This window comes from Paracoccus alcaliphilus, assembly GCF_028553725.1.
In the GTDB taxonomy this organism is placed as follows: Bacteria; Pseudomonadota; Alphaproteobacteria; order Rhodobacterales; family Rhodobacteraceae; genus Paracoccus; species Paracoccus alcaliphilus.
The window spans coordinates 18,606-40,238 of the sequence record NZ_CP067128.1; the positions used below are offsets into that span (position 1 = coordinate 18,606).

Genomic DNA, 21,633 nt, shown 5'->3' on the forward strand with positions numbered 1-21,633 from the left:
GTTGCGGCCCTATGCTGCGAGGCTTGACGGCTGGTTGAAGCGCCATGGCATGAGGTCTTCGATACCGCTTTGTGGGTGACCGTCGAGGATGGCGCGCAGTGTGGCGGCGAGATAGTCGACCGGGTTCACGTCGGACATCTTGCAGGTAGCGACCAGCGAGGCGAGCATAGCCCAGTTTTCGGCGCCGACTTCATTCCCGGCGAAGAGTGCATTTTTTCTTGTCAGGGCAATCGGCCTGATCTGGTTCTCGACCGGGTTGGTGTCGAGCTCCAGCATGCCGTGCTCGAGGAAGCGGATCAGTCCGGGCCAGTGCGCGAGGGAGTAGCGGATGTCTTCGGCAAGCTGGGATTTCTGCGGTATGCGCGAGAGTTGGGCTTCCAGCCAGGGTTTCAGCGCCGCGATGATCGGGGCCGAATGCTCACGCCGGGCAGCAAGGCGCATAGCGGCCTCCTTGCTCCGCACGGACTTCTCGATCTGATAAAGCAGCGCGATCTGGCGCAGCATTTCCTCGGCAATGGGTGAGCCATCGCTCTCGAAGCGCTTTACGAAGCGGCGGCGGACATGGGTCCAGCAATAGACCAGTTGCCACGGGCCATTGTCGCGCGCGATCTCGGTCATCGCGTTGTAGGACTGGTAGGCGTCGCATTGCAGGAAGCGGCCGTGGTATCCGGCGAGGAAGTTCAGCGGATGCGCCTTACCCCGGCCAGGGGCATAGTGGAAGAGCACGATGGGTGGGCCAGCCCCGCCATGGCCGCGATCATCGGATACGACGGCCCAGAAGAATCCGCTCTTGGTGCGTTTCAGGCCCGGTTCCAGCACCGGCGCGCGGGTTTCATCCACGAAGATGCGGTCTGCGCCACGCAGATGGGCACGCATCTGGTTGATGACGGGCATCAGGTGGAAACAGGCGCGCCCGACCCAGTTGCCGAGTGTGCCGCGGTCCAGATCGATCCCTTGCCGCTTGAAGATCTCGGCCTGCCGATAAAACGGCAGGTGGTCACCGAACTTCGAGACGATAATCCAGGCGATGAAGAGTTCCGTGGGCAGCCCGCCGGGCACGACATGCTCGGGGGCATGGGCCTGCGCGACAGCTTGCGAGCAACGGCGGCAGGCGTATTTCGGGCGCCGCGTGACCAGCACCCGGAACTGGGCGGGGATCACGTCGAGACGTTCGGACACGTCTTCCCCGATCCTGGACATCTCGCCGCATCCACAGGGACAGAGCGTGCTGGCAGGCTCGATCACGCGCTCAACCCGAGGCAGATGGGACGGCAGATGCCCGCGGTTGCGCTTGGGCTTGCGGGGTGTTTCCCCGCGCGCCCGCTGCATCGCCGCTTCGGCCTTTTCTTGTGCTGCCTCGAGCACACCTTGAGCAAATTCGGCATCTTCCAGGGGCAGGTTGAACTGGTCGGGCGAGAGCTTTTCGGAGCGCTTGCCGAATTTCTCGCGCTGCGCCGCGTGCAGGATATCCTGCAGCCGCCGATTGGCCTCTTGCGTCTCGGCCAGCGTCGCCTCCACCTCGGCGAGGCGGGCCTTCAGCAGGGCGTTTTCGCGCGCAAGTTCAGCTGTTTCCATGGCGGGAAGTGAATCACAGGATGCCCTTGCAGGCCAGCAAAAACAGGCGTTTCGACGCAGCCTGCCAGTCACCCCGCCGCCAGCGGGCGCCGCGCCCGTTCGGGTCGGACCAGCCGCCAATCCACGCCCTCAAACAGCGCTGCAAACTGCGCTCCGGACATGCGCATGACCCCGTCGCGCACCTGTGGCCAGACGAACTTGCCGCCCTCGAGCCGCTTGTGAACCAGCACCATCCCGGTCTGATCCCAGATCAAGAGCTTGATCCGATCCGCCCGCTTCGCTCGGAACACAAAGGCGGCTCCGCAGAACGGGTCCATCCCGAACATCTCCTGCACCGCCAGTGCCAGGCCGTCGATTCCCTTGCGAAAGTCGACAGGCCGGGTCGCCACGAAGACCTTCACCGGGCCGCCCTGGCCGAACATCACGACGCCGCTGCCCGTGCCGCGCGGATTGCCCGGGTCAGTTGGCCCTCGTCGACACCAGGACCCGCGCGGATGGCGATGTCGCCCACCACGATTTCGAGATCGGACCCGGCGACAGCCGCCGAAGCCTCAGTCGCGCTGTCATCAACCACCAGTTCCGCGAAGAACGGCAAGGCCGCCACGCTTTCGGGCACCACCAAATTACCTTTGCGTATCTGCTTGCGCCAATCGTAAATCTGCCAGCGGGTCGTGCCGTGCTTGCGCGCAGTATCTGCGACCGTCACCCCGGGCATCATGCTCTCCGCCGCGATCCGCGCCCGCTCTGCCTTCGTCCGCCGCCGACGACCGCTTGGCCCCCCGATCACCTCAAGCCGCGAGACCCCGACGCCTATAGAGCCGTCCAATTGGACGCCCATTTTGCCGTCTCTCTCCAAATCCAAAACCTCCGCTGCACATGTCCAGCGGAGAATGAAGGCATCAACTCAAAAATGGCAGGAGGGGATCGGCGTCGCGCTTACTAATGGCCTACTTGGCGCGCTGAGGATTGGGTATACCGACAATGCGATTGCGGGGCCGCTACCGGGAATTCTAAAGATCTTTCAGGAGCGAATGCCTGGCATTGTCCTGCGGCCTCATCATGATGTGACGGTCTCGCAGCTCGACAAACTCGAGCGGGGCGAACTAGATTTTGGCTTTGTCACCGGGCCGATCAGCCGATCAGGCTTCGAGCAGTGTCTTGTCGAGGCCGAGCGCTTCGTCTGCGTGACTTATGACACGCACCCGCTTTCAAAGCGCTCATCCATACGAATGGAAGACCTCGCAGCCGAGAATTTCGTCCACGGCTCCGCAGCCGATTGGGAACATTTCCATTCCTACCTGATCCCGCTGTGCCGTCGTGCAGGTTTCATGCCACGCATCGTTCAGGAGGCCTTCAATTCTGCCGGCATACTCGGGCTGGTAGAATGCGGAATGGGCATCACCGTACTCACCGAAAACGTCCGAAATTTCGTTGGAGCCAATCTTGTAGTTCTGCCAATCACTGACATTTCGGAGAAATTGCAGACAGTCGCGGTCTGGCGCAGCGAGCCGAAGGAGGTCTTGAAGGAGCATTTTGTGACATTCTTAAGGGCGGAACTCTCAGCGGCGCAGGCCGCAAGAACTTCTCGACGAGACAAAAACCAATGTGACATCACCTGATGGCAGACCGAAGTTTTGCACGTATGACAGAAACCTGTACTGCTCGCTGCCCCGCAGATGCTGCAGTTGTGCGTGCTCAGCTGAGGAAGTGGAGGCCTGCGACGACGAAGATGCCGAGGAAGACGGTTTCAGCCACGATCAGGCCAATGGCGATCCCTCCGACATCGAGCATCTTGGCCAGCGAGGTTTTGATGCCCACGGCGGCAATGGCGATCAGCAGCGCCCAGCGGCTGAGAACGCCCGCCCATTCCGCCACGACGGCCGGGATCACGCCGACCGAGTTCAGCGCCGCCAAGGCCAAGAAGCCCAAAACGAACCCTGGCAATAGCGGCGGGCGCCTGCCGCCCTCCTGGTCCGCCAGTCCGCGCGCCCGGATCACCAGCGAGAAGCACAACACCACGGGGGCCAGCATCGACACGCGGATCAATTTGACCAAAGTCGCTGTTTCGCCTGTTTCAGGTCCTATAGAAAAACCCGCGCCGACTACTTGGGCCACGTCATGGATGGTGCCGCCCAAGAACACCCCGCTGTCGCGCGCCGTGAAGCCAAACAAGCTTGAGAGCATCGGGTAGAGAACCATTGCCACCGTGGACAGCACCGTCACCGACAGCACGGTAAAGGCCAGATCGCGTTCCGAACGTTCGTGGCGCGGCAGCACCGCGGCAATGGCCATGGCGGCCGAGGCGCCGCAGATCGCCACCGAGCCACCAGTCAGGAGCGCAAAACGCCAGCCCCTGCCGACAAAGCGCGCCGCCACCAGCCCGAATAGAATGGTCAGCACTACGCCCGCCACCACCAGGGCGATGGCCGGACCGCCCAGCCCCGCCAGCATGTCCACGCTGATCCGCGCACCCAGCAGCGCTACCCCCAGCCGCAGCACCGTGCGCGCGGTCAGCGCCACGCCCGGCGCGGTGCGCGTGCCCTCCTCGGCCAGGAAGTTCAGCGCCAGACCCAGCAGCAGCGCCAGAAGCATGGCAGGGGCGCCGTAATGTTCCGACAGGAACTGCGCCGTCGCCGCCACCAGAACCGACACCGCAAAGCCGGGCCAACAGGATCGCGTGACCTCAAGCGCCGAGGGCGATATGTTCAGAGTCGCCATCTTGCATCCTATCCGGCTTTGACAGCCAGGGCCTCCGTTTCGCTGTGCATTGAGAGTTCCAGAAAATCCGACAGCAGCCGGTTGAAGATCTTGGGCTTTTCCTGGTGAACGTTGTGGGCCGCACCGGGCACCACCGCCAGCGACGCTCGCAGGATACCGCGCCAGAGCATTTCCGTCTGGCTCCAGCCATAAGAGCGGTCACAATCGCCCCACAGGACCAGCGTCGGCGCGACAATAGTCCCAAGCCGGTCGCGTCCGTCCCAGCTTTCCATTGCGGTCAGCGCGGCCAAGGCGGCCTGCGACCCGACGCGCGATGCCAGATCGGCGCAGCCGGGATAGCCAGGCGCCGCCTCGCCCGTCAGAAACCAGCTGGCGACGATGCGTTCGATTGCCGGTCCGAGGCCTTCGGACATGATACGCGCCCGCGATGCGGCGATCGGTTCGAACCGGTCCGGCAAGGCGCCCAGCGGCCCGGTGCCGTAGAGCACCAGCCGCCCGACCCGTGCCGGGGCCAAGGCGGCGATCTCTTGCGCGATCATGCCGCCCATCGAATGACCGACCAGATGAAAGGACTGGACACCCTGTTCGTCCAACTCGCGCAGGATGTCCTGCGCGAAGCCGGCGATGCTGTCGGGGGCGGCCTCGGTGCTACGCGCGCCAAAGCCGGGCAGATCGGGCGCGATGACCCGGATCCGCCCGCCGAACCGGGCAATCTGGTCGTGCCAATGCGCCGCGCCGCCCAGATAGCCGTGGACCAGGACAAGCGCGGAGGCAGCCTTACCCATGGATCATCTTCCGCCCACGGCTTCGTGGACCCGATCCGCGACGAACGTGTATTTCGCGATCCGGATGTCGGCGGTGCGGGCATGTCCTTCCATCCCCTCGAGGCGCGAGATGCGGGCCGTCGCCTCGGCCAGCGGCAGGACGGCGTCGGCGCGGGCCCGTTGCCAGGTGACCAGCTTCATGTACTTGTGGACCGAAAGGCCTCCGGTATAGCGCGCGGCCCCTGAGGTCGGCAGGACGTGGTTGGTGCCCGAAGCCTTGTCGCCGAAGGCCACCGTCGTCTCCTCGCCCAGAAACAGTGAGCCATAGCAGGACAGCCGCCCCAGCCACCAGTCCAGATCGCGTGCCTGCACGTGCAGATGCTCGGGCGCGATCCGGTCGGACAGGGCGGCCATGTCCTCTCGGCTGTCGCACAGGAACACCTCGGCATAGTCGCGCCAAGCGGCCTCGGCATTGCGGCCGTTCATCTCGGGCAAGCTGGCGATCAGTGCGGGAACGCGCGCGATCACCGCTTCGGCCAGGGCGCGATCGTCGGTGATCAGCCAGACCGGCGAGTTGTAGCCATGCTCGGCCTGACCGACGAGATCCCAGGCCACGAATTCGGGATCGGCGCTGTCGTCGGCGATGATCAGGCTGTCGGTCGGCCCGGCGAACATATCGATGCCGACCTGGCCGAACAGCAGGCGCTTGGCCTCAGCGACGAACTGGTTACCCGGGCCGACCAGGATGTCGGCCTTGGGCAAGCCAAACAGGCCGTTGGCCATCGCGGCGACGCCCTGCACCCCGCCCATGGCCAGGATCGTGTCGGCCCCACAGAGGTCCGCCGTATAGACGATGGCGGGGTGGATGCCCCTGCCCTTCTGCGGCGGCGAGCAGGCGACGATGTGATGGCAGCCCGCGACCTTGGCCGTGGTCACCGTCATCATAGCGGACGCGATATGGGCATAACGCCCCCCCGGCACATAGCATCCGGCCGCATTGCAGGGGATCGCCCGCTGGCCCGCGAACAGGCCAGGCCTCAGTTCCACCTCGAAATCGCCGATCGTCGCCTTCTGGGCCTCGGCGAAGGTGCGGATGTTCTCATAGGCGTAGCGGATGTCGTCCTTGAGCTGCGGGCTGACCTCGTCCGCCGCCGCGGCGATCTCGTCGCGGGTCAGGATCAGGTTGCCTTCGTAGCCGTCGAACTGCCGGGCATAGCGGCGGGCGGCCTCTTCACCACTGGCCTCGATCTCGGCCAGGATCGTGCGGACAGTCTGTTCGATATCGGCGGCGTCCGTGGCCACGCTACGCGCGGCAGTCTTGAGCTGGGTCACGCCCATCTTCGGCTCCTTCAGGTCGGTTGTGTCGGTTGGCAGAGGGACGACGGCTACATCTTGCCCTTCCACGGCACCAAGCGCCGTTCGAGGAACCGCATCAGCAGGTCGAAAGCATAGGCGATAGCCGCGATCACGAAGATCCCCATGATCACCGTCGAGGTCTGCAGGAACTGCGAGGCGCTGAGCACCATGTAGCCGATGCCCTTTGTCGCCGCGACCATCTCGGCGGCGACCAGCGTCGTCCAGCCAAAGCCGATGCCGATGCGCATGGCTGTCAGGATCTCGGGCATCGCCGAGGGCAGGATGACGTGGCGCAGCACCTGCCAGCGCGAGGCGCCAAAGGAATAGGCCGCGTGGATCTGTTCGATGGCGGCCGATCGGACTCCGGCCCGCGCCCCAAGGGCAATGGGGGCGAAAACCGACAAGAAGATCAGCAGCACCTTCGAGGTCTCGCCGATGCCGAACCAGATGATCATCAGCGGCAGATAGGCCAGCGGCGGGACCGGACGATAGATCTCGATCGGGGGATCAAAGATGCCCCGCATGATCGGACTCATGCCCATCGCCAGCCCCAGCGGGATGCCAATTGCGCAGGCTAACAGGAAAGCGCCGAAAACGCGCGCGGTCGAGATCAGGATATGCTGCCAGAGCGGTGCGCCGGTAAAGCCGTTGACCCAGACATCGACGAACTTCTGTACGATTGAGTGCGGCGAGGGCACAAACAGTGGCTTGACCAGCCCTGTGGCGGTCACCGCCCACCAGACGAAGATCAGCGCCACGATTGTTGCAACGCTGAGCCAGGTGGTATTGCCTTGCCCGGGCACGCCGTAGGTTTCTCCGGGCCGAGTCGCCCGGGCTCGGGAAAAGGTCGAGAAGAGGCTAGTACGTGGTTTGCGAAGATGGGGGGCCATGGTGCTCTGATCGGTCATGCGACCTGCTCCTCGTCGGCGAAGATGATGCGCAGCACCTCCTCGCGCAGTTCGATGAACTCGCGAGATGCCTTGACCTGACGGGCGGGAACCCCATCCAGAAAGCGTCGCGAGAACGGAAGGTCGAAACGGTAGGTAATACGGCCTGGGCGCGGCGACATGACAATCAGCTTGGTTCCCATAAACAATGCCTCCTCGACACTGTGGGTAATCAGGAAGACTGTCTTGCCGGTGTCCTTCCAGATCTTCAGGATCAGCTCCTGCGCACGTTCCCGGGTGAGAGCGTCAAGTGCCCCGAGCGGCTCGTCCATCAGCAGGATTTTGGGATCGCAGGTCAGTGCCCGAGCGATCCCAACGCGCTGTTGCATGCCACCAGACAGCGCATAGACGGGCGATTTCTCGAAACCTGACAGGCCCAGAAGCGCGATGAAGCGGTCAGCGACTGCATCGGCTGCTGAGCCTTTGCCTTGCAGCTTCAGCCCGAAGGCGACATTGTCGCGCACATTGAGCCAAGGCAGCAGAGCGTGCTTCTGAAACACGACAGAGCGGTCGGCGCCCGGTCCAGCGACGTCACTGCCGTCTAGCACGATTTTGCCCGTAGAGGGCGACAAAAAGCCTGCGATCAGGTTGAGCAGCGTCGACTTACCGCAACCCGACGCCCCCAGGGCGACGACGAAGTCGTGTTCGTCCACGTCCAAGTTGATGTTGCTGAGAGCCTCGACAGGCGCCCGGCCGGCCTGCGCCGGATAGATGACTGATGCGTTGCGAATTTCCAGTGCCATTCGACTGCCTTCCTTTCCTGCGCGCCAGCCCCGCCGGGCGCGGATGAGTTGAGGGGTTACTTCGCGACCGACAGAAAGTCGGCCGTGACGAAAGGCGTGTAATCGTCGCTGGCGCTGTCGATCCGGCCAGCTTCCTTTAGAAACTCGGCCGTGGACTTCAGCGCTTCCGCGATACCCCCACCCAGCCATTCGGGCTTGGCCTGCTCAGCGGCGGGCAGGAAGGAATAGCCCTCAAGGATCGCGGGCACCTGCGCAGGATCGGCGCCGGTATAGCTGGCGATGGTCTGGACTTCGGGGCTGTCCGGGGTCCAGGCGGCCGCGTTGTCCAGATAGGCCTGGTTGGCCGCATCGACGGTCTGCACGAAGGCCTGCAACGCCTCCTTGTTTTCGGCGGCGAAATCCGTGTTCACCACCCAGCCGTCAAAGGTCGGATAGCCCCAGCCTGCCGTTTCGTCGGCACCAACCAGCCGCGTGCCAGTTTGCAGGATTTCTTCTTGCACCGGTTGCCAGATAAAGGCGGCGTCGATGGCTTCCTGCTGCCAAGCGGCAGCGATCTGGTCGGGCGGCATGGACATGATGGTCACGTCATTGCTGCCCAGTTCGGCATGGGCTAGGGCCCCCATTAGCGAAAAATGTGCCGTCGATCCGACCGGCACCGCGATGCGCTTACCCTTGAGATCGGCCAGCGTCTCAATGCCCGAACCATTGCGCACGATCAGGCTTTCGGCGGTGCCGATCACTTGCGCCAGCATGAACATCTGAAGATCCACACCCTGAGTGGCGGCGATCGCCAGCGGCGAGGAACCCAGTTCCGCCAGCTTGATGTCGCCCGACGCCATGGCGGCGATCACGTCGGCGCCCGAGGCGAACTTGCGCCACTCCACGTCCCAGCTGGTGGCATCTGAGAATTTGCCCTCCGCCGCGGCGACCTGCATCGGGGTGGGGTTTCCGAAGTGACCGATCACGACGGTCTCGGCACCGGCGGCGCCGGCCAGGGCCAGCAGTGCGGCGGTGGTCGTCAGCGTTCTACAAAAATATCCAAGCATCTCTTTTCCCTGTTGTTGGTTGAATCCGTGGCGCGCCGCTCATGTGACGGCGGACGCTGCCATTTTGTCCTTGGTCCGGACGTGATCCGGGCCAAGCGCAAATTCGACGATGCCGTCGACTAGGACATCCAGTGTGTCCAACGTGTCGGCTTGTTCCGCCGCCGCATGCGCGATCAGCGAAAATTCCGTGCAGGCAACAAGCTGCACCCCTGCCCCCTGGCCCGCAAGATCTGCGGCGGCTGCACCCAACGTCGCCGCGGCGGCCGCGGAAGGTCCCGCTGCCTTGATCTGCCGGATTGCCTCCAGCAGCGCCGGCTGATCGGTCGGATAGGCCGCACTGGCGCCGTGCCGGGCTAGGGCCGCGTCGAAGATGCCGATCTGGCGCAGCGCGGGCGATCCCAGAATCCCAATTCGCGCACCCTGGCCTGCCCGGGCCACGGCCAGGGCGGCCGACCGGTCCACCATGTCGATGAAGGGGATCGTCACCGCCGCGCGGATGACAGGGGCATAGTGATGGGCAGTGTTGCAAGGCATCGCAAGCGCCGCAACGCCCGCCTGTTCCAGACCGCAGGCCATTTGTGCGAGCACCGGCCCGGGATCGGCGCCGCGCCCCTCGATCAACCGCGCAATGCGCGAGGGCACCTGCGGGTTCATGTCCACCAGCAGCGGGATATGGTCGAAATCGTCCCGCGCGGGGGTCGCGGCGATCAGGCGCGACATCAGCTCGACCGTGGCTTCGGGACCCATGCCGCCCAGGATGCCGATCCGGCGCGGCCCGCTCATGGATGCGCCTCGGGGACAAGGTGGGCGGCGCCGGCGGCGATGATCTCGCCGATCTGCGTGCAATCCTCTAGGGTGAAGGTCAGCGGCAGGCGCATGTCGAATAGCCCCGCCAGGATTGCGTCGGTGCGCGGCAGCGCCTGCGGCTCGACATAGCGCCAGCTGTGATGAGCCGAGGTGAAGCCCACGGGCTCGTCAGCGCCGAACCATTTCAGTTCTACCCCCAAGTCGGCCGCGTCGGCGACAAAGTGGCGGGCGGCCTCGGTGCTGATGCCGGGAATGCGGAACTGGATCGAGCTGCCGACGAACCCTTCCTCGGGCGGGCGGTGCGGCAGCACCAGCTGCGGCGCACGGGCCAGGCTGCGGGCCACCGCGTCATAGCGCGCGTTCCAGCGACGCACCGCATCGTCGATCCGGGCCAGCTGCGGGCGCAGCAGCGCGGCGCGCAGGTTGTCCATGCGGGCCGACTGGTTTGGCACGTCCAGCAGGGCGGCCTGGAAATGGCTCTCCTCCGGCGCGGCCCCATGGCGGGCGTACAGCATGTACGAGCCCGACAGCAGGATCGCACGGGCCATGAAGTCCGGATCGTCCGAGACGAGGATCCCCCCCTCGCCCGAGTTCAGGTGCTTGTAGGTCTGGGTGCTAAAAGCCCCGGCAAGCCCGAAGGAACCGCTGCGCCGCCCGCGCCAGCGCGCGCCCTGGGTGTGCGCGCAGTCCTCAATCAGCGCAGCCCCCGCCGCCGCGCAGATCGCCGCCAGCCGGTCCATGTCGCACAGATGCCCGCGCATGTGCGAGGCCATCACCGCCGCCGGCCGGTGCCGCGCGATCCTGGCTTCGAGATCATCCAGATCGAGGCACAGGTTCTCGTCGATCTCGACCAGCACCGGACGCGCGCCGACGGCGACGATGGCCCCCGGCACCGGGGCCAGGGTGAAGCCATTGGTCAGGACCGTGTCGCCGAGCCCGATGCCCGCCGCACGCAGCGCAATGCGCAGCGCCGCCCCGCCCGAGGCGCAAGCCAACGCAAAGCGGCTGCCCTGCCAGGCGGCAACCTCCCGTTCCAGGGCCGCGGCCTGCGATTCCTCGCCAGGAGCGGTGTTGTAGCGGTGCAGCCGGCCCGTCTGCATGACCTCGACCGCGGCGGCGATCGCATCTTCGGGGATCGGTTCCTGCTGAGTGAAGCTGCGGGTGAAGGGCCGGATCGCCATGGTTCAGGCCGCCTCGGAACTGACGCGCCGGTCGCTGAAATCGAACGCGGCGCTATAGCCGAACAGCGCCGCCGCCCCACCGGTGTGCAGGAAGACCAGCCGCTCGCCTTTCTTGAAATGGCCCTTGCGGATCAGGTCGATCATGCCCGCCGCACCCTTGGCCGAATAGACCGGGTCCAGCAGGATCCCTTCCAGTTCCGCGAACATGGCAATGGCCTCCAGGCCATCCGCGGTCGGGATACCATAGCCCTCGCCGACATAGTCCGTGTTGGCAACCACATCCTCGCGCCGGACCGCGTCGGGGGCGCCGATCTTCTGCGCAGTCGCCTGAGCCAGCTTGAAGACGTTCTCCTCTTGCTTGGGCTTGGGCGCACGCACGCCGATACCCAGCAGCGGCACCTGCGCATTCATCGCCTTGAGTCCGGTGATCAGGCCCGCCTGCGTGCCGGCACTGCCGGTGGCGTGGATCAGGTGGTCGATCACCAGGCCGCGGTCATTGGCCTGACCGATCAGTTCGAACGCGCAGTTGACATAGCCAAGCGCCCCGGTCGTGTTCGAGCCGCCGCCCGGGATCGTATAGACCTTGCGGCCTTGGGCGCGCATCCGGTCGGCGACCTTTTCCATCTCGGCATTCATGTCCAGGCCGCCGACAAAGCATTCGGTCGTCGCGCCGTGCAGGTGATCCAGCAGCACATTGCCGTTGTGATTGTAGCTCTCGTCCTTGCTGCCGGTGCGGTCCTCCAGCAGGATGTGGCAGCCAAAGCCCAGCTTGGCGGCAAAGGCCGCGGTCTGGCGGGCATGGTTCGACTGCGTGGCGCCCTGGGTGATGACGGTGTCCGCCCCTTGCGCTTCGGCCTCGGCCATCAGGAATTCCAGCTTGCGGGTCTTGTTGCCGCCCGTCGACATGCCGGTGCAGTCGTCGCGCTTGATCCAGATCTCCGGCCCGCCAAGTTCCTTTGACAGGCGGTCCATCCGCTCCAACGGGGTAGGCAAATGTGCTAGGAAAGTGCGGGGAAAGCGAGACAGCAGCATGTGCATGATCCTTGGATTTAATCGTTTTATGCATGTTCAGGCTATCTAGTAGAGTTTGCAAATGCGTAATTTGGCGTCTAAAATGCATGCATTGCATGTAATTGAGGATGGTAGATGCGGCTTGAATGGATTGAGGATATCCTAGCGGTCGCTGACACTGGTTCAATGATCCGGGCGGCCGAGCGACGGTTTCTGACCCAATCGGCCTTTTCTCGTCGTTTGCGGACGATCGAGGAACAGTTGGGAGTCGAGTTGTTCGACCGCAGCCGCAAGCCGGCCGAATTGCGCCGGGCGGTTCTCGAGCACTGTGAGGAGATGCGCAAGATTGCCGACAGCTTGCGCAAGTTGCGCAGCGATCTTGTACGCGGCAACGGCGGAGAACACACCCGCATCGTGATCGCCAGCCAACATGCCATCACGGCCGCCATCGCACCGATACTGATCCAAGCCATTACTGAGCCGGGCCATATCGATATCCGTCTGCGATCGGCCAATAGGGAGAATTGCTATACCCTTCTGCTAACGCGGCAGGCCGATTTCATGCTATCTTACAGTACAGATCGCCAGCCGCTGATTTTTGATCCGGATTTCATCGAGACATGTGTGCTGGGACGGGAACAATTGATCCCGGTCTTTTCCAGCCAGGATGCCGAGCGTCTTAATGCGGCATGGGAACGACGTCAGGTTCCGGTCGTTCTCTATCCGAACGACGTGTTTTTGGGAAAAGTGGTTCGAGATGAAATCTGGCCCAGATTCACTGCCGACTTATTTCGTCCGTATGCAGAAACCGCACTTACTCTGGCCGCCCTGCAATTTGCCCTTATAGGTGCCGCTTTGGTTTGGGTGCCGCGCTCGCTAGCCCAACCGTATATTCTCAAGGGTGAGCTTGAGGAGTTAAGCAATACATACGGGACCGCCGAACTAACGCTGTCACTTTCTCGAATCAACGGTTCCCGCTCCCCTCACGCCGAGGCAACCTGGACCATGCTGATCTCCTGCGGTCAAACTCAGTTGTCCGCGATACTTGACTGAATAACAATAACGCAGTTCTGTAGCTCAGGAAGCAACGAGAGTGTCAATTTTTAAGCGGGAGCATTTGATCTTCTCGTAATTTCAAAAGAGAGTGTAAGTCGGCTTTGGTATCTGTGATTATTGCAGGGTTAGGAGACCTTCCCGCCTCGATCAACCGCTTGCCAATCATGTAGGCACGGACATCGTTCACCACGTCGACCGCGAGCAGCTGGTTGTTCCTGTAATACCAGAAGCTAGCCGACACTCCCTCGCCGACGCGCACAGCAATGTGGTCGTAGCCTGTATTTAATCCAGCGATCTGCAATTTCACGTCATATTGGTCAGACCAGAACCACGGCCTTGCTTTGTAGGCTTTCCCTGCGCCGAGCATGTTCTCGGCTACGGTCTCGGCTTGGTCAATGGCGTTGCCCACGCTTTCGAGCCGGATGCGCCCGCCCTTGTAGGGAAATGACGCGCAGTCGCCCGCGGCCCAGATGTGCGGATCAGAACTTCGGCCCAACTCATCGGTGCGGATACCATTGTCGATCTCAAGTCCGGCCTCTTCGGCAAGAAACGTCATTGGCGTGATACCGATCCCGACGATAACGAAATCAACCGGCCGCTCGCTGCCGTCCGATAGTACAACGCCCGATACGCGATTCTCGCCAGTCAATCGAACGAGGCCCATGCTCTCGAGGATCCTCACGCCATGACTGTTGTGGAGCCTGCGGAAGTAGTCCGAAGTCTCGGGCGCGGCGACCCTTTGCAGAATGCGCGATGCCATCTCAATCAAAGTGACGTTGAGCCCAAGTTTCGCACCCACAGCCGCCGCTTCGAGGCCAATGTAGCCACCGCCGACGACAAGGAGCCGGCGCCCGGCCTGGAATTCTGGAGCCATCGCGTCGACATCGGCCAGCGTGCGGACGGTATAAACGCCTGCCAGATCGCCGCCCACCGCTGTAGGAATTTGACGCGGACGTGAGCCTGTGGTCAGCGCGAGCTGATCGTAGGGAATGCATTCTCCATCGACGCGCACAAACTTCGCAGTCCGGTTGATCGCCGTCACTGGTGAACCGAGACGAAGCGTCACGCCCTGCTCCTCCCAGTAGGAGGGCGCGCGCAAATAGAGTCGTTCCAGACCTATGTCCCCCAAAAGATAGCCCTTGGAGAGCGGCGGGCGTTGGTAAGGAGGCACCGGCTCCTTACCAATCAGGGTGATCGCCTCTTGGTAGCCGAGCATTCGGAGCTTCGCGGCAAGCGATGTGCCCGCCTGTCCCGCGCCGATAATCACGATCCCGCCCATACGCATTTTCCTCTGGCTTTCTCTGAGTTCGAACCCTGCTTCGGCAGATGACGCACGCGAAGCAAAGTCACGACTTCCGAAGCGAATTTCAAATCTGCGTCTCGGGCATGTACACGATTAGCCCGTCCAATGCGTCGCTGACCTTTATCTGGCAAGTTAGCCGCGAGCGGGTCGGGTCAGGCTCATAGGCAAACTCGAGCATGTCGTTCTCCATCGAATCCTTGCTAGGCAACCTTTCAACCCAAGCTGGATCAACATAAACGTGACAGGTTGAGCAGGCGCAGGCGCCACCGCATTCGGCTTCAATGCCGGGAATGCCGTTGTCGCGGGCGCCCTCCATCACGGTTCGTCCGGTGGCAACTTCGACCGTGTGTGCGGGTCCCTGATATTCGATATACGTAATTCTTGCCACGTCGCATCCTCTTGCTGGCGACCCGAGCCGCGTTTGGCGACGGCGACTGGCGCAGAAGGTCCAGTTCACCGAAAAAATCGACGGGTCTGCATCTGCGAATTTAAGATTGGGTCAGACTGCGTCGCTGCACGCCTTGCTCGCCATCAGTTGGCAGCCAGCATCATCTTGTGCATCAAATGCGTGCCTGCACGATGCGCCGCCCGCCAGTTTAGCCGGGCACGGCATGCCTAGTCGACAAGGTAGCATTCCGGGCAAAGAGAGCGACGACAAAAGCCCCTCTTCGACCTCTGCATCGATTAGGCTGAGGGACTTTCTAGTTGGGCACCCGTCTGACACTGGGGCAATTACCGACGAGCTGTTCATCTTCAGGGTCAAAGCATGTCTCCTCTCCTAAATGGCGGAAGCTGCCTGGTCACGCGACACCGAGCAGGTTCCGCACCGATTTATCTCGCCGCTGACTTAGCGATGCCGTCATCAACAAAGGCCGAATAATCCTCAATCGTATTGTCAATCCGTCCAGCGGCCTTCAGGAACTCAGCCGTGGCCTTCATTGTCGCGGCCGCATCGCGCAGCCAAGGACCGCTCAGCTGCTCGCTGAGTGGTATGAACGTATAACCTTCAAGAATTGCCGGCACCTGATCGGGCGCTGCTCCGGTCATCTTTGCCACGGCCTGAACCTCCCCACTGTCCGCCGTCCAAGCGGAGCGTTGGGATAGGTAAGCTTGATTGGCATCATCCATCGTCTTCGCGAAAGCGGCGAGAGCTTCGGCGTTTGTGGAGGCAAAGTCAGAATTTACGACCCAGGCGTTGAAGGTTGGAAATCCCCATTCGGCGGTCTTGTCGGCCCCAAGCAGGCGTGATCCCTTTTCCATAAGCTGGCTCTGAACCGGCTGCCAGATGAAGGCGGCGTCAATTGCGCTCTGCTCCCAAGCGGCAGCGATTTGGTCGGGCGGCATATTCATGATCGTCACGTCGCTTTCGGAGATGCCGGCATGATCAAGTGCACCGACGAGCGAGAAATGCGCAGTCGAACCGACTGGAACCGCCACGCGCTTTCCCGTGAGGTCTTCAAGGGACGCTATCCCTGCGCCGTTGCGCACTATCAGGCTTTCGGATTGGCCGATCGCATAAGACATCATGAACATTTTCAGATCGACCCCTTGGCTGGCGGCGATTGCCAGCGGCGAGGAGCCGAGTTCCGAGATCGCTACGTCACCTGACGCCATTGCGGCGATCACATCGGTTCCAGACGCAAAGGTCCGCCATTCGATGTCCCAATCCGTGGCGGCTTCAAACTTTGCCTCGGCGCGTGCGACGTTCATTGGTGTCGGATCACCAAAATGGCCGATCACGATTGTTTCGGCCATGGTTGCCCCGGCGCCTAGCAACAAGGCGGCCGTGCCGATCATCAGGCGTACAGTTCTTGTCATATATCGTACCTCCGTCGGTTTTTGAGACAGTTTAGCCTGTCGTGGTAGTTGTGGCTTCTTTCTGGCCTTTGACCCGTCGGGTTTGATCCGACGTATCATTGATATGATTGCCCCGTTGTCGATGGTCATCAGTTCGTCCCGGATCTCTTTTGGACTATCCGAGAAACATGGATTGCGGCGCGGTTGTCCTTCGACGAAGCTTGGCCCGCTCGACACGAAACGCTATTGGGGTCGCTCCCGCCGAACGTCTCGACTTCGGGAATATCGCACCCTCATGTGGCCCGATGTCCTGTTTCAGGAAGTGCTGGCCCTGATCGGTTGGGACCTTCTATCGTCAAGCTCCCATGATGCGCTTACGGCGCTCCTTCATACGTTCGTTCGCTTCAGGCGTGCCATCGTGGAAGGAACCAAACATCTTGTCCCAGGGAACTTCCAGTGAACCATAGTTACATTCGAAGTAGCGGTGATGCATCTGGTGGTGAAAAGTGCCGAGTTTGAGACGGTTTCTATCTCTCATCAGCAGGGCCTCGTAGCCCGAGTGGGACGTGGCCGCTGTCAGAGTCAGATACTGCATGTGATAGAGAATGTGGACCGGATTTGCGGGAATAATCCAGTGGATCAGTACCGACCCGAGGAATATCACATGCTCGACCGGATGCATCGACATGCCCGACCAAGGACCGACATTGACGTTGCGATGGTGCAGCGAGTGGACACGCTTATAGAGCGGCGGCCAATGCAGCGCCCGGTGGATCAGGTAGAAGTAGAAGCTCTCCCATAAAGGAATGGCGAGGAAGAGCGCCACGAACCAGACGGGGTTATCTTCCCAGTTCAGCACAGGCGCCCAGCCGTTGCCCATCGCCCAGAACATCAGGCATTCATAGCCGGTCCAGATGGTCACGCCGCTGGCTAGCGTCCAGAACATATTATCCCGGATCTGGCCGCCCAAGGTGAATTGCCTTCCGTTCACCATCAAAGGGCGCGGGTCATACCTCAGCTTCTTGCCCTGCGCGTTCCATCTGTAGAAGTAGATATGCAGTCCGCCGGCAATAAGCGTCATGAGAAAGATGTTGCGGAGCCAGATCTGGGCGATCCAGCCCAGTTCAAGATTTCGCGTCACCTCCAACGGCGGCTGAGTCCAGACAAGTGACGCAAAAGCGATGCCGACGATGATTAGCCGTTCAGAGATCAGGAACCAGCTATCCCAAAGCCATCGAAGCACGGCAAAGGGTCGTGGGGGCCATTGGAAGAGAGGAGATACCTCGATCGGTACGTTAGGAGTGTAATTCCAACCGGGAAGGGAGGGCTTAGGGTCATTGGAAGCAGTCATTGCACGCTCCATTACTTGTAGAGTTTGCAATTTAACAGAATCGTTATAATTGGAAAAACAGAATAAATACTGTATCATCATCTGATTCTCAGAGGTTTCTTGTCATGAGGCTTTCCCTTCGCGCCATGCGATATACCCGCACAGCGATTCTGCGGAGCAGCATTGCAGCTGCAGCAGAAGAGCTGAATGTTGCGGCCTCAGCCGTATCCGCGGCGATCGATCAGGCCGAAGAGGCTTTCGGCATTACGCTCGTAACCCGGGCGCGCGCGAAAGGTATTTCGCCAACATCTGCCGGACGCGTCATCCTTCGGCGGATGGAAGATCTTCTGGACCGCTACGATGCGATGCTGATCGATGGTGCGGAAATGCGCACGAGTTTGTCAGGTGTTCTCAAGATAGGCTATTATGCGCCAGTCGCCCCCGCCTTTCTTCCTAAAATACTGGCTCCGATGCTGTCGGAAAATCCCAGTTTGAGCCTGTTTCTGGAAGAGTGTGATAACGCTCGGGCGCAATCCGGGCTGCTCGACGGAAGGTATGATGTCATACTATTCGTCGCAGATTCTCCTGTTCCGCAGATCGTCGTCGAACGCTTGATCCACGCGCCGACTTATTGCCTTTGTAGTTCCGAACATCGATTTGCCAGGCAAACGTCGGTGCGGCTTCTGGATTTGGTAGACGAGCCGCTCATCATCCTTGATCGACCCGTGGCAAAGGCACATTATCTTGACTTGCTTGAAAGTAGCGGCAAGCCGATCTCCGTGGTTGCGACGGTAAATTCAACAGAGATGATCAGGGCATTAGTAGGGTCGGGGCTGGGGTGTTCAATTCTGAACATGCGTCCAGTGAGTAGTTCCACCTACGCGGGAGACAACACCGCATGCCTGCCTATCGAGGAATCCTCAATTGGGTTAACGTTGTCGTTGGGGCACGTACCGGGACCTCGCCGGCGCGTCGTGCAAGCTTTCTCCGAAGCCTGCAAGATCTTTTTTTCTGCGCCCGAAGGTCGTGCCATGATCATTGGGGTTTGATCTTACTGCCTCACAAGAGCCGGGTTGATTTGTTACAGTGTCTGACGTCAGCGCCCATGGAATAGATTAGGCTGATTGCGTGATGGAGGGTTCTTGGCTCATCGTAGCCCTTATGGAGCGAAGATGAGCAAGAAGCCCATGACGGCGAAAGCCGAGGCGGAGAAGACGGTCAAAGATATCCGCCGGGCAACACGCCAGACCCTCAAGAACCGCATCCTTCTGGAAAACTACTATCTGCAGGGCGAACTCGAGGCGGCCATCGCGGCCTTTGTCGAGCATTACAACAACCACCGCTATCACGAGAGACTCGGCAATCTCACACCCGCTGACGTCTACTTCGGACGCGGCCCGGCCATCCTGGCAGAAAAGGAGAAGATCAAGAAACTGACCATCCAGAGCCGGCGCTTGATCCATCAGCGCCAGGCAGCATAACCTCAACTCACAGAGCCAGAGCCCTCCAGACCAAAATCAGGCCGCCTGTTCCAAATCATTCGACGACGGACACGACGGGTCGTCAGGTCCGCTGACACTCGAACTCGGCCCAAGCTTCGGAGAATTTGTCGAAGTCGAAATCCGGGCGGCGGGCAGCGTCCAGCACGATACGCTCAGTCTTCATCAGCTTGGCGATCCCGGCCTCAAGCTGGGGGACGACATCTGCAGGGATGACCACCGCGCCGTGGCGGTCGGCATGGATCAGATCGCCGGGATGGACGGACATACCAAAGACGGTCACCGGACAGTCGATATCGCGCAAATGCACGAAGCCGTGGCTGGGACCAACAGATCCGGCGATCACCGGGAACCGGTCCGGCAGGTCGCCCAGATCGCGCATCACGCCGTTGGTCAGCGCGCCCGCGATGCCAAAGCCCTTGTGAACGGTGGTATTGATCTCGCCCCAATAGGCGCCGATACAGGCCGGGTAATCCAGATCCTCGATCACCGCGATGGAGGGGTTCGGGGCCTCGGCCATATAGCGGTAATAGGCCATGCGGCGTTCGCGGACCACCTCGACCGGTTCGCTGGAGGGTGCGATGGCCGACAGCTTCGCGGTGCGGGCATAGCCTACGATCGCGCCGCTGTCGGGGGCCGAGGACAGAACCGTGCCGCGCGTGAAGGCATCGAACCCGCGTTTGCCTTGCACCACTTCGATGGCATTGCAGACGGTGGGCGTGTCGACCCGATGCAGCAGGGTCAGAAGTGTCGGGGTCATAGCTCCTCCAGCCAGCGCCGCAGCAGCGCCGTTGTGTGTTCGGGTTGTTCTAGAACCGGCAGGTGGCCGGCATGCGGCACGATCTGCAGGGTCGCGTGGGGCAGCAATTCGTGCATCAATCGATGCCGTGCAACCGGGCACAGCCGGTCGGATTCACCGCACAGGATCAGGGTCGGGCCGCGATGACCGCGCAGCACCTGTGTTTGATCCGGGCGGTCGCGTAGCGCCAGTGACTGGTTCACAAAGACCTGCGGCCCAAGATCCAGCGCCATCTGCAGGCACAGCGCCGAGATAGAGCCGTCGGGATCCGGCGCGTGCAGATAGTTCGGGATCATCTGGCCGCGCATGACCTCGGCCAGACCGCCCTGCCGAACCGCCGCGATCTGAGGGCCGCGGCGGGCCTTGACCTCATCCAGTTCGGCCAGGGGATTTGTGTCCATCAGCGCAAGACCGGCAATGCGATCGGGGGCCTGGCGCAGAACCTCCATCGCCAGGATGCCGCCCATCGACAGCCCTGCCAGGGCAAACTGCGGCGGCGCATAGGACAGGATATCGGCGGCTAGCGCCTGCATGCTGTCATACCCCCCCGCCGGACAGGTCATGACGGCGCGATGCGCCGACAGCGCGGCGATCTGCGGCGCGAATAGACGCGCGTCACACATCATGCCAGGCAGAAACAGCAAGGGGGTCATGATCGGTCCTTTGTGGAGTGCGGGGCGGGCGGCCGCCCCGCGATGGCCTTACTTGCCGGACCAGGTTGCGCCGGCCGGATCGTCGGTCGCGGTGACACGATACAGGCTGGCCTCGCCTGTCATGGCGGGTTCCAGCGCGTAAGCCTCGCCCGGATTGATCAGGCAGGTGTCGCCGGGATTCAGGACAGTCTCATACCCCTGCACGCTCAGCTTCCAATACCCGCGCATCGGCATCAGCACGGTGTGGCGGTCTGGGGTGACCATGGCTGCCGGAATCGACCCGCGGGTCAGGAAATCGACCTCGAAGCCGGGGCGATCCTTCAGCAGACCGTTCGGCCCGATGACCTTGGCGGGCGCCTTAGCCGCCAGCGCCATGAGGTCCCAATAACGGGCGACGTAATCGCGCACGACATCCTGAACCGGAACCTCGGGATAGGCCTTCAGCTGCTCGTCCGTCAGCACCGGCATGGGCGAGACGCCATGTGGCAAGCTCTGGCCCCTCTTGCTGTCATAGAGCTTGCCGTTCTCGCCAAGGATCAGGCCATGGGCGCGGGCTTCCTCGATGACCTGCGGCGCCCAGGTCACGCCGCCCCCGGCATCGTCGCCGCCCAGGATTGCCATGATCATGCCGTAATCAGTGCCGATGTTCTCGAACCCGCGGAAAATGCCGGTCGGGATGTTGAAGATATCTCCCTCTTCCGCCACGAATTCGCCTGCGGTGCCATAACGGCCCCAGAAGAACCGCCAGCGGCCCTTCAGGACAAAGAAGACCTCGGCCGTGGTGTGTGAGTGCAGCGAGTTGCGGCAGTTCGGCGGCTGACCCGCCGCGCCGATGTTGAAGCCCGGCGTGTCACGGATATGGACATGCTGATCAGGGCTTTCGGACACGCCGCCGCCGATGATCGTAAAGTTTTCCTTGCGGTCCGAGCCCGGCGTATGGGCGTCGATGAAGGCGGTCTTGCAAGGCTTCAGTTCGCCATAGCGGACGATCCGCTGGTCGATGGTGGTCATGGACATGTTCCTTTGAGAATGGGTCAGTCAGGCAGCC

The 21,633-nt window shown here is 61.9% G+C and carries 22 protein-coding genes and 1 pseudogene; 4 read left to right on the forward strand and 19 right to left on the reverse strand.

Annotated features, from left to right (window positions below; genetic code table 11):
* Positions 1 to 9 precede the first annotated feature (9 nt).
* The 3 genes from tnpC to tnpA form a co-directional block, all read right to left on the reverse strand.
* Positions 10 to 1,575 (reverse strand): IS66 family transposase, encoded by a 1,566-nt coding sequence (gene tnpC / locus JHW40_RS23700; RefSeq protein ID WP_272849165.1) that lies wholly within the window; start codon positions 1,573 to 1,575, stop codon positions 10 to 12.
* A 68-nt stretch (positions 1,576 to 1,643) separates the two neighbouring features.
* Positions 1,644 to 1,997: an IS66 family insertion sequence element accessory protein TnpB gene (gene tnpB, locus JHW40_RS23705; RefSeq protein WP_119752217.1), complete on the reverse strand. Its 354-nt coding sequence runs from the start codon at positions 1,995 to 1,997 to the stop codon at positions 1,644 to 1,646.
* Positions 1,997 to 2,413: an IS66-like element accessory protein TnpA gene (gene tnpA / locus JHW40_RS23710; protein WP_272848999.1), complete on the reverse strand. Its 417-nt coding sequence runs from the start codon at positions 2,411 to 2,413 to the stop codon at positions 1,997 to 1,999. Before tnpA ends, tnpB begins: the two co-directional genes overlap by 1 nt.
* Positions 2,414 to 2,465: 52 nt before the next feature.
* Here tnpA and JHW40_RS23715 point away from each other — a divergent pair, with 52 nt between their 5' ends.
* Entirely contained in the window at positions 2,466 to 3,194 is a 729-nt protein-coding gene (locus JHW40_RS23715; protein WP_090616770.1) for a LysR family substrate-binding domain-containing protein, read from the forward strand.
* Between the two features lie 76 nt (positions 3,195 to 3,270).
* On the opposite strand, the gene JHW40_RS23720 is transcribed toward JHW40_RS23715, so the two are convergent.
* From JHW40_RS23720 to cuyA, 9 genes are read right to left on the reverse strand one after another with little or no spacing between them, the layout of a single operon-like run.
* Positions 3,271 to 4,293: a YeiH family protein gene (locus JHW40_RS23720; protein ID WP_090616769.1), complete on the reverse strand. Its 1,023-nt coding sequence runs from the start codon at positions 4,291 to 4,293 to the stop codon at positions 3,271 to 3,273.
* 8 nt (positions 4,294 to 4,301) lie between these two features.
* Positions 4,302 to 5,078, reverse strand: coding sequence for an alpha/beta fold hydrolase (locus tag JHW40_RS23725; protein ID WP_090616766.1), 777 nt, complete (start codon positions 5,076 to 5,078; stop codon positions 4,302 to 4,304).
* A gap of 3 nt (positions 5,079 to 5,081) precedes the next feature.
* A complete protein-coding gene (hisD, locus tag JHW40_RS23730) occupies positions 5,082 to 6,395 on the reverse strand; it encodes a histidinol dehydrogenase (RefSeq protein ID WP_090616764.1) in 1,314 nt (437 codons plus the stop codon).
* Positions 6,396 to 6,442: 47 nt separating this feature from the next.
* The gene (locus tag JHW40_RS23735; protein WP_090616762.1) at positions 6,443 to 7,321 is read right to left on the reverse strand and encodes an ABC transporter permease subunit; all 879 of its coding nucleotides are present in this window, start codon (positions 7,319 to 7,321) and stop codon (positions 6,443 to 6,445) included.
* A complete protein-coding gene (locus tag JHW40_RS23740) occupies positions 7,318 to 8,103 on the reverse strand; it encodes a taurine ABC transporter ATP-binding protein (protein ID WP_090616760.1) in 786 nt (261 codons plus the stop codon). The genes JHW40_RS23735 and JHW40_RS23740 overlap by 4 nt, the downstream gene beginning before the upstream one ends.
* A 56-nt stretch (positions 8,104 to 8,159) precedes the next feature.
* Entirely contained in the window at positions 8,160 to 9,149 is a 990-nt protein-coding gene (gene tauA, locus JHW40_RS23745; RefSeq protein ID WP_090616757.1) for a taurine ABC transporter substrate-binding protein, read from the reverse strand.
* Positions 9,150 to 9,188: 39 nt separating this feature from the next.
* Complete coding sequence (cuyB, locus tag JHW40_RS23750) at positions 9,189 to 9,932, reverse strand: cysteate racemase (RefSeq protein WP_090616755.1); 744 nt, start codon at positions 9,930 to 9,932, stop codon at positions 9,189 to 9,191.
* A complete protein-coding gene (locus JHW40_RS23755; RefSeq protein ID WP_170851936.1) occupies positions 9,929 to 11,137 on the reverse strand; it encodes a DegT/DnrJ/EryC1/StrS family aminotransferase in 1,209 nt (402 codons plus the stop codon). Before JHW40_RS23755 ends, cuyB begins: the two co-directional genes overlap by 4 nt.
* Positions 11,138 to 11,140: 3 nt before the next feature.
* The gene (gene cuyA / locus JHW40_RS23760) at positions 11,141 to 12,169 is read right to left on the reverse strand and encodes a D-cysteate sulfo-lyase (protein ID WP_090616753.1); all 1,029 of its coding nucleotides are present in this window, start codon (positions 12,167 to 12,169) and stop codon (positions 11,141 to 11,143) included.
* A 114-nt stretch (positions 12,170 to 12,283) separates the two neighbouring features.
* Between cuyA and JHW40_RS23765 the strand changes: the two genes are divergently transcribed.
* Positions 12,284 to 13,201, forward strand: coding sequence for a LysR family transcriptional regulator (locus tag JHW40_RS23765; protein WP_090616751.1), 918 nt, complete (start codon positions 12,284 to 12,286; stop codon positions 13,199 to 13,201).
* Positions 13,202 to 13,244: 43 nt separating this feature from the next.
* On the opposite strand, the gene JHW40_RS23770 is transcribed toward JHW40_RS23765, so the two are convergent.
* The 4 genes from JHW40_RS23770 to JHW40_RS23785 all read right to left on the reverse strand — a co-directional run bounded on the left by JHW40_RS23770 (position 13,245) and on the right by JHW40_RS23785 (position 17,655).
* Positions 13,245 to 14,483 (reverse strand): NAD(P)/FAD-dependent oxidoreductase, encoded by a 1,239-nt coding sequence (locus JHW40_RS23770; protein ID WP_090616749.1) that lies wholly within the window; start codon positions 14,481 to 14,483, stop codon positions 13,245 to 13,247.
* An 88-nt stretch (positions 14,484 to 14,571) separates the two neighbouring features.
* Positions 14,572 to 14,895, reverse strand: coding sequence for a 2Fe-2S iron-sulfur cluster-binding protein (locus tag JHW40_RS23775; protein WP_090616747.1), 324 nt, complete (start codon positions 14,893 to 14,895; stop codon positions 14,572 to 14,574).
* 443 nt (positions 14,896 to 15,338) lie between these two features.
* On the reverse strand, positions 15,339 to 16,454 hold the full coding sequence (locus tag JHW40_RS23780) for a taurine ABC transporter substrate-binding protein (protein ID WP_211657405.1): 1,116 nt from the start codon (positions 16,452 to 16,454) through the stop codon (positions 15,339 to 15,341).
* 205 nt (positions 16,455 to 16,659) lie between these two features.
* Positions 16,660 to 17,655: a sterol desaturase family protein gene (locus JHW40_RS23785; protein WP_090616774.1), complete on the reverse strand. Its 996-nt coding sequence runs from the start codon at positions 17,653 to 17,655 to the stop codon at positions 16,660 to 16,662.
* 104 nt (positions 17,656 to 17,759) lie between these two features.
* Here JHW40_RS23785 and JHW40_RS23790 point away from each other — a divergent pair, with 104 nt between their 5' ends.
* Together JHW40_RS23790 and JHW40_RS23795 are read left to right on the forward strand one after the other, a co-directional pair.
* Positions 17,760 to 18,683, forward strand: coding sequence for a LysR family transcriptional regulator (locus JHW40_RS23790; RefSeq protein ID WP_090616745.1), 924 nt, complete (start codon positions 17,760 to 17,762; stop codon positions 18,681 to 18,683).
* 195 nt (positions 18,684 to 18,878) lie between these two features.
* Positions 18,879 to 19,115, forward strand: a pseudogene (locus tag JHW40_RS23795) (integrase core domain-containing protein); the annotation flags it as partial.
* Between the two features lie 82 nt (positions 19,116 to 19,197).
* Here the strand turns inward: JHW40_RS23795 and JHW40_RS23800 are convergent.
* The 3 genes from JHW40_RS23800 to JHW40_RS23810 are packed head-to-tail and all read right to left on the reverse strand — an operon-like array spanning position 19,198 to position 21,596.
* The gene (locus JHW40_RS23800; protein ID WP_090616743.1) at positions 19,198 to 19,893 is read right to left on the reverse strand and encodes an RraA family protein; all 696 of its coding nucleotides are present in this window, start codon (positions 19,891 to 19,893) and stop codon (positions 19,198 to 19,200) included.
* Complete coding sequence (locus JHW40_RS23805; RefSeq protein WP_090616741.1) at positions 19,890 to 20,585, reverse strand: alpha/beta fold hydrolase; 696 nt, start codon at positions 20,583 to 20,585, stop codon at positions 19,890 to 19,892. The genes JHW40_RS23800 and JHW40_RS23805 overlap by 4 nt, the downstream gene beginning before the upstream one ends.
* A gap of 48 nt (positions 20,586 to 20,633) precedes the next feature.
* Positions 20,634 to 21,596: a cupin domain-containing protein gene (locus JHW40_RS23810; RefSeq protein ID WP_080622199.1), complete on the reverse strand. Its 963-nt coding sequence runs from the start codon at positions 21,594 to 21,596 to the stop codon at positions 20,634 to 20,636.
* Positions 21,597 to 21,633 lie beyond the last annotated feature (37 nt).

Coding starts and splice junctions, on each gene's coding strand:
- tnpC (WP_272849165.1), bottom strand. CDS start 1,575: ATGGAAACAGCTGAACTTGCGCGCGAAAACGCCCTGCTGAAGGCCCGC.
- JHW40_RS23810 (WP_080622199.1), bottom strand. CDS start 21,596: ATGACCACCATCGACCAGCGGATCGTCCGCTATGGCGAACTGAAGCCT.
- cuyA (WP_090616753.1), bottom strand. CDS start 12,169: ATGCTGCTGTCTCGCTTTCCCCGCACTTTCCTAGCACATTTGCCTACC.
- JHW40_RS23800 (WP_090616743.1), bottom strand. CDS start 19,893: ATGACCCCGACACTTCTGACCCTGCTGCATCGGGTCGACACGCCCACC.
- JHW40_RS23755 (WP_170851936.1), bottom strand. CDS start 11,137: ATGGCGATCCGGCCCTTCACCCGCAGCTTCACTCAGCAGGAACCGATC.
- tnpB (WP_119752217.1), bottom strand. CDS start 1,997: ATGTTCGGCCAGGGCGGCCCGGTGAAGGTCTTCGTGGCGACCCGGCCT.
- hisD (WP_090616764.1), bottom strand. CDS start 6,395: ATGGGCGTGACCCAGCTCAAGACTGCCGCGCGTAGCGTGGCCACGGAC.
- JHW40_RS23740 (WP_090616760.1), bottom strand. CDS start 8,103: ATGGCACTGGAAATTCGCAACGCATCAGTCATCTATCCGGCGCAGGCC.
- JHW40_RS23770 (WP_090616749.1), bottom strand. CDS start 14,483: ATGGGCGGGATCGTGATTATCGGCGCGGGACAGGCGGGCACATCGCTT.
- tnpA (WP_272848999.1), bottom strand. CDS start 2,413: ATGGGCGTCCAATTGGACGGCTCTATAGGCGTCGGGGTCTCGCGGCTT.
- JHW40_RS23735 (WP_090616762.1), bottom strand. CDS start 7,321: ATGACCGATCAGAGCACCATGGCCCCCCATCTTCGCAAACCACGTACT.
- JHW40_RS23785 (WP_090616774.1), bottom strand. CDS start 17,655: ATGACTGCTTCCAATGACCCTAAGCCCTCCCTTCCCGGTTGGAATTAC.
- JHW40_RS23725 (WP_090616766.1), bottom strand. CDS start 5,078: ATGGGTAAGGCTGCCTCCGCGCTTGTCCTGGTCCACGGCTATCTGGGC.
- cuyB (WP_090616755.1), bottom strand. CDS start 9,932: ATGAGCGGGCCGCGCCGGATCGGCATCCTGGGCGGCATGGGTCCCGAA.
- JHW40_RS23765 (WP_090616751.1), top strand. CDS start 12,284: ATGCGGCTTGAATGGATTGAGGATATCCTAGCGGTCGCTGACACTGGT.
- JHW40_RS23790 (WP_090616745.1), top strand. CDS start 17,760: ATGAGGCTTTCCCTTCGCGCCATGCGATATACCCGCACAGCGATTCTG.
- JHW40_RS23805 (WP_090616741.1), bottom strand. CDS start 20,585: ATGACCCCCTTGCTGTTTCTGCCTGGCATGATGTGTGACGCGCGTCTA.
- JHW40_RS23715 (WP_090616770.1), top strand. CDS start 2,466: ATGAAGGCATCAACTCAAAAATGGCAGGAGGGGATCGGCGTCGCGCTT.
- JHW40_RS23780 (WP_211657405.1), bottom strand. CDS start 16,454: ATGACCATCGACAACGGGGCAATCATATCAATGATACGTCGGATCAAA.
- JHW40_RS23720 (WP_090616769.1), bottom strand. CDS start 4,293: ATGGCGACTCTGAACATATCGCCCTCGGCGCTTGAGGTCACGCGATCC.
- tauA (WP_090616757.1), bottom strand. CDS start 9,149: ATGCTTGGATATTTTTGTAGAACGCTGACGACCACCGCCGCACTGCTG.